This window comes from Shewanella frigidimarina NCIMB 400 (assembly GCF_000014705.1).
GTDB lineage: Bacteria > Pseudomonadota > Gammaproteobacteria > Enterobacterales > Shewanellaceae > Shewanella > Shewanella frigidimarina.
Window position 1 is genome coordinate 961,264 of the sequence record NC_008345.1, and the last position, 13,106, is coordinate 974,369.

11 protein-coding genes, 1 pseudogene and 1 riboswitch are annotated in these 13,106 nt (G+C 40.8%); of the genes and pseudogenes, 9 read left to right on the forward strand and 3 right to left on the reverse strand.

The genetic code is table 11. The features are described from left to right. Nucleotides 1-44: 44 nt before the first annotated feature. A complete protein-coding gene (locus SFRI_RS04220; protein ID WP_011636295.1) occupies nt 45-1,844 on the forward strand; it encodes an alpha-amylase family glycosyl hydrolase in 1,800 nt (599 codons plus the stop codon). 60 nt (nt 1,845-1,904) lie between these two features. Here SFRI_RS04220 and SFRI_RS04225 read toward each other — a convergent pair whose 3' ends face one another. Together SFRI_RS04225 and SFRI_RS04230 are read right to left on the reverse strand one after the other, a co-directional pair. After that, nucleotides 1,905-2,561 carry a thiol:disulfide interchange protein DsbA/DsbL gene (locus SFRI_RS04225; protein WP_011636296.1) on the reverse strand — a complete coding sequence of 219 codons (657 nt, stop codon included), beginning with the start codon at nt 2,559-2,561 and terminating at the stop codon, nt 1,905-1,907. A 459-nt stretch (nt 2,562-3,020) separates the two neighbouring features. Continuing rightward, entirely contained in the window at nt 3,021-3,680 is a 660-nt protein-coding gene (locus SFRI_RS04230; RefSeq protein ID WP_011636297.1) for a DNA-J related domain-containing protein, read from the reverse strand. Nucleotides 3,681-4,038: 358 nt separating this feature from the next. On the opposite strand from SFRI_RS04230, the gene SFRI_RS04235 reads away from it, so the two are divergent. The 6 genes from SFRI_RS04235 (at nt 4,039) to SFRI_RS04260 (ending at nt 11,487) form a co-directional block, all read left to right on the forward strand. Then, nucleotides 4,039-4,605: a phosphoribosyltransferase gene (locus SFRI_RS04235; protein WP_011636298.1), complete on the forward strand. Its 567-nt coding sequence runs from the start codon at nt 4,039-4,041 to the stop codon at nt 4,603-4,605. A 153-nt stretch (nt 4,606-4,758) separates the two neighbouring features. Then, nucleotides 4,759-6,672, forward strand: a complete 1,914-nt coding sequence (locus tag SFRI_RS04240; RefSeq protein WP_041413389.1) for a peptidase U32 family protein — start codon at nt 4,759-4,761, stop codon at nt 6,670-6,672. A gap of 194 nt (nt 6,673-6,866) precedes the next feature. After that, nucleotides 6,867-7,190 (forward strand): DUF3622 domain-containing protein, encoded by a 324-nt coding sequence (locus SFRI_RS04245; protein WP_011636300.1) that lies wholly within the window; start codon nt 6,867-6,869, stop codon nt 7,188-7,190. Nucleotides 7,191-7,315: 125 nt separating this feature from the next. After that, nucleotides 7,316-7,981 (forward strand): hypothetical protein, encoded by a 666-nt coding sequence (locus SFRI_RS04250; RefSeq protein WP_011636301.1) that lies wholly within the window; start codon nt 7,316-7,318, stop codon nt 7,979-7,981. Between the two features lie 311 nt (nt 7,982-8,292). Next, nucleotides 8,293-8,506, forward strand: a riboswitch (cobalamin riboswitch). Between the two features lie 141 nt (nt 8,507-8,647). Continuing rightward, nucleotides 8,648-10,627 (forward strand): TonB-dependent receptor, encoded by a 1,980-nt coding sequence (locus tag SFRI_RS04255; RefSeq protein ID WP_011636302.1) that lies wholly within the window; start codon nt 8,648-8,650, stop codon nt 10,625-10,627. A gap of 119 nt (nt 10,628-10,746) precedes the next feature. After that, nucleotides 10,747-11,487: an HDOD domain-containing protein gene (locus SFRI_RS04260; RefSeq protein WP_041413393.1), complete on the forward strand. Its 741-nt coding sequence runs from the start codon at nt 10,747-10,749 to the stop codon at nt 11,485-11,487. On the opposite strand, the gene SFRI_RS04265 is transcribed toward SFRI_RS04260, so the two are convergent. Beyond that, the gene (locus tag SFRI_RS04265) at nt 11,470-12,372 is read right to left on the reverse strand and encodes a LysR family transcriptional regulator (protein ID WP_011636304.1); all 903 of its coding nucleotides are present in this window, start codon (nt 12,370-12,372) and stop codon (nt 11,470-11,472) included. The two genes, SFRI_RS04260 and SFRI_RS04265, sit on opposite strands and share 18 nt — an antisense overlap. Before the next feature lie 152 nt (nt 12,373-12,524). Here SFRI_RS04265 and SFRI_RS21190 point away from each other — a divergent pair, with 152 nt between their 5' ends. Together SFRI_RS21190 and SFRI_RS21755 are read left to right on the forward strand one after the other, a co-directional pair. Further along, nucleotides 12,525-12,647 carry a hypothetical protein gene (locus SFRI_RS21190; RefSeq protein ID WP_081430120.1) on the forward strand — a complete coding sequence of 41 codons (123 nt, stop codon included), beginning with the start codon at nt 12,525-12,527 and terminating at the stop codon, nt 12,645-12,647. A 95-nt stretch (nt 12,648-12,742) separates the two neighbouring features. Beyond that, nucleotides 12,743-13,067: pseudogene (locus SFRI_RS21755) on the forward strand (5-methyltetrahydropteroyltriglutamate--homocysteine S-methyltransferase); the annotation flags it as partial. Nucleotides 13,068-13,106: the final 39 nt, after the last annotated feature.

Here is a 13,106-nt window from a genome sequence, read left to right on the forward strand (position 1 = left end):
CGAGCATTTATCGATGCCATTCAATTAAAGGATTCTAAGACAATATGAACAAGACAACATGGGCACTATTGAGTGCAGCATTGGTGTTAAGTGGATGTCAGCAGGCAGAAACAGAAGTGGTAGCGTCGGCCGTTCAGCCTTTGCCACAACCAAGCGTACAAGCTGATATATACCAAGATTACTTACATCGTGATGTTCGGGACGATATTTTCTATTTTGTATTGCCAGACCGTTTTTATAACGGCGATAGCAGTAATGACAACGGCTCAACCTCTAAACCAATTTCAGCTGGTGGTTTTGATACTAACAGCAGTCGCGGTTTTCATGGCGGTGATATATTAGGTATTGAACAAAAGTTAGATTATCTACAAAACCTTGGTATTACCGCGATTTGGATGACGCCATTATTGCGAAATAAAGCCATTCAATCAGATGGCATTGCGCATCATGGTTATTGGATTGTCGACTTTACCGAAATAGACCCGCATTTTGGCTCTAACGCAGACTTAAAGCAGCTTATAGACTCTGCACATCAACGCGGTATAAAAGTCTTTTTTGATATTATTACTAACCACACTGCCGATGTCATCAAGTATCAAGAGTGTCATCAAGCGTCGGGTGAGTTTATTGCGCCGCAAACCCATTGCGAATACAAGTCGTTAGCTCAAGTGGAAAAGGGCGACAGTTACACGCCGTTTGTGCCTCAAGATCAAGCGAGTGTAAAAGTGCCTGATTGGTTAAATGACCCACGTTTTTATCACAATCAAGGTGATAGCACATTTAAAGGTGAAAGCTCGTTAAATGGCGACTTTAGTGGCTTAGATGATCTTAATACTGCAGATCCTGAAGTGGTATCTGGCATGGTTGATATTTACCAAAATCTGATTAAAGAATTTAAGCCAGATGGATTTAGGATCGACACAGTTAAACATGTGGACTTGTCATTTTGGCAAACGTTTAGCCCTGAAATCGTTAACTTTGCCAAGGCGCAAGGCATTCCTCAGTTTCATGTGTTTGGTGAAGTGTACGATACCAACCCTAACAACCTCAGTGTTTTTACCACCCAAGGCAAGTTACCTTCGGTATTGGACTTTGCGTTTCAACAAACTGCGGCAGATATTTTTTATCGCGGCAAGAGTCCTGTATTAGCCCAGCAATTATTTGCCCAAGATTCGTTATATCAAGATGACGACAGCCAGGCTGATTTATTGATGACTTTTTTAGGTAATCATGACATGGGACGCACTGGTTATTTTATCAATCAAGCCTATCCTGATGTGAGCTCAGCCGATAAATTGCAACGCAGTATTTTGTCTCATGCGTTTATGTTTTTATCTCGTGGTATTCCTGTGATTTATTATGGTGATGAGCAAGGGTTTACGGGTGATGGTAATGACATTGACGCACGAGAGGATATGTTTGTATCTCACGTTGCTAGCTACAATGACAACATTTTACTGGGCACAAAAGCGACGACCGCAGATGATAATTTTGACCCTAAGCACCCTTTGTATCAAGCAATAGCGCAACTGAGTGAACTGCGTAAGCAATATCCTATTTTGCGTCGTGGTCAATATCAAGACCGCTTTTACCAAGCAGACAAAGACATGTTTGCATTCGCTCGGGTAGACCCTGAAACAGGGGCAGAATTTTTGATGGTGTTTAATAGCGGTGAGCAAGCGCAGACGATTAATGTCACTCAAGAGGGTAAGCGTTATCGCTTAATGACCACATGGCCAGATGTTGTCGTGCCATCAATTGAAGATGCCGCACAGGCCGCATCAGCAGAGTTAACGGTGACCTTACCGCGATTAAGTTATGCAATTTATACCACTGCAAGTTAAGCAATAGAGATAAAAAAATGGCTATCCAGTGGATAGCCATTTTTGTATCGGTTAGCAACACTACTGTTTTAATGCTAAGTAGTTAATGACCCCAATGATATCGTCCAAACTGCGCATTTCATTTAAATTGATGGCGTATTTATCGTTAACAATAAATGCCGGTACACTTTGCACTGCATACGTCACTTGCTGTTGACGCCACATGGTTAACTTTTTATTGGTGTCTGCACTGTCTGCTACCGTGTCATATTGCTTTGCATCAACACCAAACTGAGCAAAAACATTTTTAATATCATCACGGTTATTAATTTGTGATTTGTGTTCATGTCCTGCGGCAGCGTGGTCGTGCCCGCCAGTATTATCTTTGCCCTGGATTGCGCCAAACATGGCTATTTTTAGCGCTTCTTTATTATCTAATTCATGAATAACCGCTAATGCGCGCATGACTTCTGTACCTAAGTCGCTATTCATAAAGTCGACATGTTTACTGTCGAAGGTGATTTTTTTGTCTAAACCCGCCTTGATTTCAGGTAAGTACTGGCTTTCCATATTGAAACAGTTATGGCAATAGAACGAGAAAAATTCAGTGACTTTAGGTTCACTTGGAACCATGTTGTTAGATATTTGGGTGTAATGTTTGCCTGCAACAAATGGCGTAGCAAATGTGCTAAACGAGGCCGTGATGAGCGTCAGTACAATGGCGAAATATTTAATCATGTAAACCTCAAATCTATGTTAATAGCAAATCACTGTTAGTAGTAAATCAGTGTTAATAACGAATTAATGGTAGTAGTAAATCAATATTAGTAGTAAATAGTCACTAGGATTCGATTAATCTACTTTAGCTAAATAGGGTAAGTTTGTTAGCTGAATTATGGCTTAAATCATCAATCAAAAAGACGCTAATTTCGTGATCGGTGCGTGTTTTATGAAGATAATCCTTTAATAAAGTTCAGATATTGATGTGAGGGCAACGATTTCTGCCAATGTCACCATTAAGTGCTCATGGGTTGTTCATTATTGATGGGTTATGTGGAAAGGCCAATATGGCATGGTGAATAAGCAGGGCAAATATTAAAGTATTAATGTAGAGCAGTCATCTTAATCATCTTCATGCTGACTACGATCACGGCTGTAGATAAAGAGTGTTCAACCACGGTAGTTTACCGACCAACGCTAATCTCTGAGTGTCTGCCATGCTTCGCACACTTCTCGAAAGCGTTCAGCATTACCTTGTTCACGATCGGGATGCCATTTTAGCGCTAACTTACGCCACTGTTTACGAATGTCTCTATCGGTTGCAGTTTCATCAAGTTCAAACACTTTTAACGCATGACCTTTGTGCATCAACTGTGTGTTAACACCAATATACTCTTGAAAGCTAGACCAAAATGACTCAAGCATTTCCCGTACAACGTTAACGCTGGAGTCATAATTGTTCCAATCGAGATAATAGTCACGTAATGCACCATCGCGAATATGTTGTATATCAGCACTGGCTGGAATGATCCGAAATATTTGGATTTCCATCGCCTTCACTTGCAACCACTGTTTAGGCATGAGTATGTCTTGTAATTCATACAAGGCGTTCATTAGTAGAAAGTTGCGTTTGAATAGGTCTTTTTCGGGTAATGGGTCAAGGTTATGCATTAAACCTTTAGTTTGTAATTCACTGGCTAAATGATGCACTTTCCAACTTTGATTTGACGATTGTAATAAACTCAGCACAGGCCATATGAGCGGGTTGTCACCTTTGGGCACATTGAGTTCGTTGCTGTCAGTGGTGTTTGCCAGTCCAGTACCGTAATTATTGTGTAAGGTTTTATTGAGCAGCATAGTGGCTATTCATCCTGAATTGGCGATTAATCTACTTGTCATTAAACCCACTATGCCATAGTCGTTTTTAATGACAAGTAGATTTATCTCCATTGATAAGCTCGCTCGGTCACTTGACTCGTGCAGTGAACTAGAGATTTGTTGATAGGACTTCTATTGATGCTGAAGTGATTTAACGTACGCAAATGCTTGATGTGAACATGCATCAAATAAGTAGGAATCAATATTGAGTCATATATTATTTGACCAACATGTCTTATTTTTTATGGGTATTGATCAATTAATTCCTATTCTTACAGGCAAGAAAGCTTTATTTGGTATAAAATTCTCCGCAATAAAATAATCGGGGGCTTAACCAATGACAGATAAACATTATATTAGTGCGCAACAACTGCTGGAAGATTCATTTAGACTCGCTGCGCAAGTATATGACAGTGGCTTTCGACCACAGTTTATCGTGGGTATTTGGCGCGGTGGTGCTCCAATCGGTATTGCAGTCCAAGAGTATTTTGATTTTAAAAAAGTTGAAACCGATCATATAGCCGTTAGAACGTCTTCTTATTATGGTATCGGCACTGACAAACAAGATAAAAATATCAAAGTACACGGTTTGCATTACATTATTGAAAACGCCAATGCTAGCGATGGTTTGTTGATTGTTGATGACGTTTTTGACTCTGGCCGCAGTATTGATGCGCTGATTGGAAAATTAAGAAAGTTCATGCGTTTAAACATGCCTACAGATATCCGGATCGCATGTCCTTATTACAAGCCAAAAAACACTAAAGTAGAGCTAAAACCAGATTATTTTATTCATTCATCTGAAGATTGGTTAGTGTTTCCCCATGAAGTGTCTGGGCTTAATCCGCAAGAAATTGCTGAAGGCAAAGCTGACTTTAAAAACATCCAAGAATTATTTTTATAAGCTCTATTCGACCGTTTTTTAGGCGGTCATTAGCAACGAATTTACTTAGAACTTTGTTCAAAGTTTGCTAAAGTATGCAGCTATGCGAGTGCGTCAACATACTAATGTTGGCGCACTTTTTTATCCGAATTAATGCGAAATTTAGTTAACATTATGGTTTCTGTAGAATTGTTCACCCCTGAGGCGCCTGTAAAGCGCCAACTTGAACTGTTAGCACCGGCTAAAAATGCTGATTATGGCATTGAGGCTATTCGTCATGGCGCTGATGCCGTTTATATTGGTGGTCCAGCATTTGGCGCGCGTCATAATGCTGGCAACAGCGTTGAAGACATCGCTCGCTTAGCTGAATTTGCTCATCGTTATCATGCCCAAGTGTTTGTGGCGCTTAATACCATTTTAATGGATGACGAGATTGATAAAGCGCAAAAGCTTATTTGGCAACTTTATGAAGCCGGTGTCGATGCCTTGATTGTTCAAGACATGGGGGTTTTACAATTAGATCTTCCACCTATCGCGTTACATGCGAGTACTCAAACTGATAACCGCAGCCCAGAAAAAACAGTCTTTTTCGAACAAGTCGGTTTTTCACAAGTCGTGTTAGCTCGTGAGTTGAATATTCCACAAATTCGCGACATTGCTGCTAGCACAAAGATGAAGTTAGAGTTCTTTATTCATGGTGCGTTATGTGTCAGTTATAGCGGTTTATGTAATTTAAGCCATGCGTATTCTAATCGCAGTGCTAATCGCGGTGAATGTTCACAGATGTGTCGATTGCCGTGTAATTTAACTACGCGTGAAGGTGAAGTATTAGCTGAAAACAAGCATTTATTATCACTAAAAGACAATAACCAAACAGATAATTTAGAAGCCTTGATTGATGCGGGTATTAGCTCATTTAAAATTGAAGGTCGCTTAAAAGACATTACTTACCTTAAGAATGTTACCGCACATTACCGCCAACAACTGGATGCCATTATTGCTAAACGCAATGATTTGGAATCTATTTCTCATGGTCGTTGCGAGTTTAATTTTACGCCCGATCCTGATAAAAGTTTTAACCGCGGTAAAACAGATTATTTTGTCAATGAACGTACTGAGGCCATTGAGCATTTTAGTTCGCCTAAGTTTATTGGTGAGAAAGTTGGCCGTATCACCCAAGTAGGTAAAGACTTTATTAAAATCGATACCAGTGAAAGTGGCAAAGACATTCATTTTAACAATGGTGATGGCTTATGTTTTTTTGTTGAACATTATGAAACCCAGCGGTTGTCTGACGATAAGCTCTCCGGCGTGCGCATTAACCGCGCCGACGGTAATACCTTGTATTTAACTGAGGTACCTAAAGATCTTAAAATTGGCGTGATGATGTTCCGTAACTTTGATCATAAGTTTGAAGCTATCCTGAATAAAGATTCTGCCACCCGTAAAATTGCTGTTGATATGCAATTTTTTGATAGCGATGACGGCGTTGGATTAACCATTACAGATATACACGGTATAAGTGCAACCGTTACCTTAGCTTGCGATAAAGCTCCTGCAAATGATCAAGCTAAAACGGCAGAAAACCTCAAAAAGCAACTCAGCAAACTTGGCAGTAGTGATTTTGTATTGAACAAGATTAATTTACTGACTGAGCAAATGTGGTTTTTACCTGCATCGGTGGTTAACGAGCTGCGCCGCGATGCGGTTAGTGCATTAATGGCCACAAGGGTGACGAGTTACCAACGACCAGAGCGTTGGGTACATGATAAAACTGCGCGTTTCCCACAAAAAGCATTGAGCTTTTTATCTAACGTGGCGAACGAAAAAGCGAAATCGTTTTATCATCAGCATGGGGTGATTCAAATTGAAGATACCTATGAGAAAAATAACGTGTTGCATGATGCACCGTTAATGGTGACCAAACATTGTTTACGTTACAGCTTTAACTTATGCCCGAAAGAAGTTGAAGGGATTAAAGCCGACCCAATGTTTTTAGATGTTGGTAAAGATAAATTGAAGTTGGTGTTTGACTGCCATAAATGTGAAATGATGATTGTTGGTTCTAACCAATTAGTGAAACAATAACCTCAGCGCAGCGAGATTTTATTCATCATATTTTTCTCAGTGGCAGCATTACGCTTGCCACTGAGTTAGTTTTTCAAATAAGCTGCAAAAATAACCATTAAATAGCTGCCCAAACTCGTGCGTTTCGAGTACACTGCGCGGCTGAAATTTCATGGGTTTTAGCCTGTGATACCTTAAGTAGGAAAGAATAGATTATGAGCGATAGCAAAAAATATGCTTTACGTGTTATTCAAATCGAAAACACTTGGAAAACCGAAATCACTCGTCGTATGACAGCGACAAAAACCATAGTATCAAAAAGCCAAGATGGTTTTGCTTCAGAAGCAGAAGCAACAGCATGGGGCGAACAAGCTCTACAAGGTTTTTTATCTAAGCAAGCTGATCGTAACAAGCGTAAAACTGAAAAGCATCTTAAGGCTAAAAGCTTAGCTGCCGCTATTGCTGCAGAATCTGCCGTTGATGAAGAAGAGTTATTCGACGCAGAAGATGAAGACGAAGACGACGAAGAACTAAACTAACATTTACCGACAATGTAAATGTTATCGATAAGTGTCAATTGTTGTATGTTCAGGATAGGATATACATAATTAGAATGATTTTTAGTCAACTTATCTCTTTCTTGACCAAATAAGGATTCATTTGGATGAACAAGATTGCTGCCATTATCGGCTGCTCGGGCTGTCTGGGGATTATGTTCCTGTTCCCGAGCGGTGCATCGGCTATACCTCCTGCACTGATGACATTTGACGACGTTGATAACTCATCAGGTGCTATGGTGATGTCTGAGGATGTCCAAAAGCTCACGGCCTTATCTGCAAAATTTGGTTTTTTACCGCCATTAGATTGGAAGCTTGCATTCAGCGATAAACGTGGCGATATGACAATGGCTGAGTTTATTCCATCCAATGAATCATTAAATGATTGGTCTCGTTTAGTCTGCATGCAGGGGTTTAAAGGCTTAGCAAATGATGTTGAACCGGACCAGTTTTTAGATTCGATGGCAGCGACATATCAAGAAAATTGTGAAGGCAAAATTGTTTATCAACAGCTGGGCAGCTCTAAAGTAGACGGGCTCGAGGCTGTACATGGTTTATTAGGCTGCACCAGTATGCCTAATATTCATCATTCTTCCGCAGTGGTTGAAGCGTCTTATATCTCTCGTCCACAAGGTGAGATGGGCTATTTTACGGTGATAAGTGATGACGAGAATGTCTACCTAATCCATAAATCTATTCGTACAGCTATTTTTACCACCGAGACCGTTCCAATCACAATCGATAATTATCGTGCCTTCATGAGCCAACCCTAACGTCGACATTTATCGCTAACATTGACGACATGTTCATATATTAGCGCCGTGTTAATATAATTAGTGCCGTGTTGATAGCGTTGTTGGCCATTTCTAGTGTCACTTCCCAACATGTTGAATGCCAGACAAGTTGAATAATCTGTGAGTTAAGCTTTTGTTAGTATCAAGTTTACCTTTGAATCCGTTATAATCGCCGCGTGAATATTTTATGATGCCACTCATTCGTCAGACAGTACCAAGGTACTCAATGCTAATGCCGGCATAACAACACATATTTTTCAATCATGAGCTGAATATCAACTCATGATAATTTAATAGTCAATCTTTACGGTGCTTGCTTTGGATCGATAGACCAAAGCAGGATAATCGGGAAACCAGTGTAAATCTGGTACTGCCCCCGCAACGGTGATTGGTGAGAGTCAGGTGCGCAACAGTGTTGCGTTAATCATCTCGGCTCGCGTGCGTTTACCTTTAGTGTAACGCCAAAACCTCAGTCCGGAGACCGGCCTTAAAGGTGATTTCGATGATTTCGGTGGGCAGATCTCGAAATGTAATGTGATACCGCTAGTGACTTATTTTATAGAACTTTTCTGTACAATAGGACGAAAGTGGTGCTCTATATTGCGGCGCTACTGCCCCATTTTTCCTTTCAGGAGTTAAAGGTAAATGGGTACTAAACCAACAAAAATCGCACTGTTATTAAGTGCTGTCTTCAGTGTCGCAAGTGTTAATGCTGTTGCGATTGAATCAGTTGTTACATCCCCCTCGTCTTCGGCTATCAGCATGGATGAAACCATTGTGGTTATTGGCCGTAATGCTGCCAAGCCATTAAATATTGCAGCCAATGTTAATGTCATTGATGCTGCTGATATTCAAATGAGCGGCGCCACCAATTTAACCGATTTATTACGTGGACAATCTGGTATTCAGGTGTCGGATAATAACTCGGGCACTGTATTTTCTATGCGTGGTTTTTCTGCATCACAAGCCGCTAATAACACCTTAATTTTGGTCGATGGACGCAGACTGAATAATATCGATATTTCAGCGCCGAGTATTGAATCGATCCCGATTAACTTAGTTGAGCGTATTGAGATTTTATCGGGTAGCGCAGGGGTTTTATATGGTGACCAAGCCGTTGGCGGCGTTATCAATATCATTACCAAAGCACCAACAGAAACTGGTGGTGGCTTACAGGTTAGTGGTGGCAGTTTTGATACCTATGAAGCTAAAGGTGATATTTCAGGGGCTATCAACGATGCATGGCGTTACTTTTTAGCGGCGAGCTATAACGAAAGCGATAATTACCGCGATAATAATGACAATGAAACCAGCTCTATTCTAGGTCGCTTGCAATATCAAACAGATATCGAAGACTTCTTTGTTGAAGTGAATCATTTTGATAACGATCGCCAAGCACCGGGTGCGCTAACGCTGGCGCAATATGAAGCCGATCCTCGCCAAGTAGCATCATTTTCTGAAGGTGAGTTCTCTCATGAAATAACCACAGCATTGCGCAGTGGTTATCAATATCAGCTGAATAAAATCTGGGCCTTAGGTGCTGATTTAACCTACTCAGATACATCAACCTCGAGCTTGTTATTTGGTGGCGCAGGGCGTATTGAGCGCGATCTATTGAGTTTCTCGCCTAAAGCTACTGCTAACTATCATTTAGAACATGGCGATTTAAATTTTGTTGCCGGTATTGATGTGAGTAAAGGTGAAGCAGATTTCGATACGCTCTATACGCAACGAAATAATGAACAGACACAAAAGAGCGCCTATGTGCAAGCATCGGTACCGATCACGCCGACTTTATCTTATGTCGTCGGTGGTCGTTATTCTGAAGTGACAGACGATTTATATGACCAATTACTTTATCCGAATCGTATTGAAATCGATAATGACGCCCATGCGTTGGAGTTGGGGTTAAATTATCGCCCAAGCAGTGAAAATCGTTTTTATATCCGTGCAAATGATAACTTCCGTTTTGCTAAAGTCGATGAGCAAGCTTACACCCCGCTTGATGTACAAGGTTTGAATCCACAAACAGGTCGTTCTTACGAAGCGGGCTGGGACTTTACCACTACGACTCAGACATTAAAAATCAATGCTTATCAACTTGAGTTAGAAGATGAGATTGTTTACGAAGGCGGTCGTACTGATGGGCCTTATGGTGGTGGTGCTAACGTAAACGCCGATGAATCTCGCCGTTTTGGTGTAAGCACTGCTTATGATGTACAGTTATCTAATGACTGGCTGCTAGGAGCTTCGTACGACTATATTGATGCTGAGTTCACTCAAGGTGAAAATGACGGTAAAGCGTTATCATGGGTAGCAAAACATTCAGGTAAAGCCTTCGTAAGCTATGATTTTGCTGATAATTGGCAAGCTTTTGTTGAAGGTGTTTACACTGGTGAGCGTTACATGGAAGGCGACAACAGCAATACCGGTGATAAGTTAGACAGTTACGTGCTAACAAACCTTGCGCTTAACTATACCTATTCAGGTTGGAATGGTAGCTTACGTGTAGATAACTTGCTTGATGAAGATTATGTTGGCACCGGTTATTACTCGGCTTATGGCAGTGGTTATTATTCTGGTACTGGTCGCTCAATTAGACTTACCGCGGGTTATCGTTTCTAGATTATCTTTTTTAGCGAATAACCTTTCGAAAGCCAGTAAACTATTACTGGCTTTCGTTTTAATATATCGTTAAATTAATGAATAAAGTGATTTATTCTAAGAAAAGGTAATTGATGAATATGACTAATCTTGAGCAACAAGTCCTTACTCAAGTTCAAGCTATTATTGGCAATGAAGAGCAAGTCATTGGTCGTCGTGGCATATTAATTCCATTAAAAAAATCTCTGATTAACGAAGCTGATATTCGAGTCGTTATCGATATCATTTCAGCGGATCCTGCTTTGGCAGCCCATTTATTGTTACGCAGTAATACCGCGCAAACAGCAGGTGTCATATCAACAAAAAGCCGTAGTGTAAAAGATGCCTTAATCCGATTGGGCCAAGTGAACATTTATCGCTACGCGTTTTCGTTTTACCTTAAAGAAAGACTTGATGAACTTTCAGAACCTTACAAAAAACTCGTTCAAGGTTATTGGGCATTAAATGAAATCATCGCGATGGATTGCATAGAACTGTTGCGCGAAGATAATGACATTGGTGTTGGTACTAAAATCGATGCGGATGAAATGCAAACGTTAGCGTTGTTTAGTGTGTTTGGGCAGGTGATTGCGTTAACGGCTTTTGCTTATTTAAATGCAGAGTTATCTCGGCCAGTATCGTTAAAAGTATTGAAGTCACTTATTGATAAACAACAGCAGCAGTTATCGCTTGAAGCATTTGCGTCACTAGGACTAGATGAAGATTTACGCGAAGAATTTTTGATTGCACATAATTTACGTCAAACACAAAACCCTGATTCTCCAGGACTTGTGCTTCGACGCGTGCTATCTAAACGAGGTTTATTAATCAACCCGTTGTAGATTTATGCCTTCACTCGCTACCAGTTCGAGCCACTTTTGGATTAAATTTGCATTAGTGGCGTCGCGACGATAAGCCCCAAATAATGGACGTTTCAGGCCTTCCGATCCTAATTTAACCGCAGTAAGGCTTAGCCCCTGACTCTCTCGGATAGACCAAGTTGGTAGGGTTGCTACGCCGTCATTACAGGCAACTCGTTGCAATAACATTGAGGTTAAATCACACTGTTTTTGCTCGCCAGGTTCAATACCAGCAGGCTCTAAAAAGTGTTTGTATATGTCTAAACGCGCTAAAGGCACGGGGTAACTAATTAATGTTTGCTTTGCCAATTGCGCTGGCGTGACAAACGCTTGTGCCGCTAATTCGTTATCACTGGCAACAATTAATTTTACTTCAAAATCAAATAAATGCTGATAAGCGACGCTATGTCCTGGCACAGGGTCTGATGTTAGCACTATGTCTAAACTGCCTGTTTCCAATGCATTGAGTGAATCAAATAAATGACGACTCGAAATGTCAATTTGAGCTGCTGGTGCATGTTGTTTAAATTGCTCAATAACAGGCATTAACCAACGAAAACAACTGTGGCATTCAATGCCAAGCTTAAGTTGTTGGCTTTCACTCTCTAAACCGCGTTTAAGATCCGACTCGGTTGCAATCACTTTCGGTAAGATTTCTTCCGCTAAATTCAGCAGACGTGAACCTTCGTGAGTAAACGTCAATGGTTTGCTCTTACGCACAAAAATAGTTGAGTTTATCCGTGTTTCTAACTCTTTTATTTGATGAGAAAGCGCCGACTGGGTTACAAACCTTTTTTTAGCTGCACCCGCTAAACTGCCACTTTCCTTTAACGCCATCAAGGTGCGAAGGTGTCTAAGCTCTATCATTTTCTCTCCACATGAATCTTGCTCAACTAGCTGATGAAATCAATTCGATTGCTTGACAGCAGAGTAACACAATAAACTTCTAGACGTCCAGACGCCTATGCGGTTTTTCTGCATAAATAGCCATATTTTTTGCTCAACGAAAAGTAAGTAGTATGAAAATTTCAAGTTTAGGGTTTCCCCGTATAGGACGTCTGCGTGAATTGAAGTTTATTTTAGAGCGTTATTGGCGCGGTGAAGCAACATTAACGGATTTGAAAAACGTGCCAGTGAATTAAAACCACTCATTGGCTGGCAAGAGATGCAGGTGTTGAACTACTGTCATGCGGGCGTTACGCAGTCGCTAGCGAAAGATGAATCAATGCCGTGATTACAGCTTGAGCAAGTCACTCAAGACACTATTTCATGTCAGCTTAAATTGGGTATCGACATGCTAGTTCACGGCGAAGCTGAGCGAAATGACATGGTGGAGTATTTTTGTGAATAATTAGAGGGCGTTAGGTTTACTCAATTTGGTTGGGTGAACGTTATGGTTCTCGCTGCATTAAGCCTCCGTTGACTTATGGCGATGTTTCTCGTCCAAAATCTATGGCGGTCGACTGGGCTAACGATGCGCAAAGCTTAACCAACTTACGTTAGCAGTACGTGACGAAGTGATCAATTTAGAAAAAGCAGCTATTGGCATTATTCAAATTGATTAACTTGCAGAAATCAACTGAGTTAGATTGGTTCTGCTA

Bases quoted from the DNA above. Each gene is read 5' to 3' on its own strand.
- SFRI_RS04220 (WP_011636295.1), top strand. From the start codon at position 45: ATGAACAAGACAACATGGGCACTATTGAGTGCAGCATTGGTGTTAAGT.
- SFRI_RS04225 (WP_011636296.1), bottom strand. From the start codon at position 2,561: ATGATTAAATATTTCGCCATTGTACTGACGCTCATCACGGCCTCGTTT.
- SFRI_RS04230 (WP_011636297.1), bottom strand. From the start codon at position 3,680: ATGCTGCTCAATAAAACCTTACACAATAATTACGGTACTGGACTGGCA.
- SFRI_RS04235 (WP_011636298.1), top strand. From the start codon at position 4,039: ATGACAGATAAACATTATATTAGTGCGCAACAACTGCTGGAAGATTCA.
- SFRI_RS04240 (WP_041413389.1), top strand. From the start codon at position 4,759: ATGGTTTCTGTAGAATTGTTCACCCCTGAGGCGCCTGTAAAGCGCCAA.
- SFRI_RS04245 (WP_011636300.1), top strand. From the start codon at position 6,867: ATGAGCGATAGCAAAAAATATGCTTTACGTGTTATTCAAATCGAAAAC.
- SFRI_RS04250 (WP_011636301.1), top strand. From the start codon at position 7,316: ATGAACAAGATTGCTGCCATTATCGGCTGCTCGGGCTGTCTGGGGATT.
- SFRI_RS04255 (WP_011636302.1), top strand. From the start codon at position 8,648: ATGGGTACTAAACCAACAAAAATCGCACTGTTATTAAGTGCTGTCTTC.
- SFRI_RS04260 (WP_041413393.1), top strand. From the start codon at position 10,747: ATGACTAATCTTGAGCAACAAGTCCTTACTCAAGTTCAAGCTATTATT.
- SFRI_RS04265 (WP_011636304.1), bottom strand. From the start codon at position 12,372: ATGATAGAGCTTAGACACCTTCGCACCTTGATGGCGTTAAAGGAAAGT.
- SFRI_RS21190 (WP_081430120.1), top strand. From the start codon at position 12,525: ATGAAAATTTCAAGTTTAGGGTTTCCCCGTATAGGACGTCTGCGTGAA.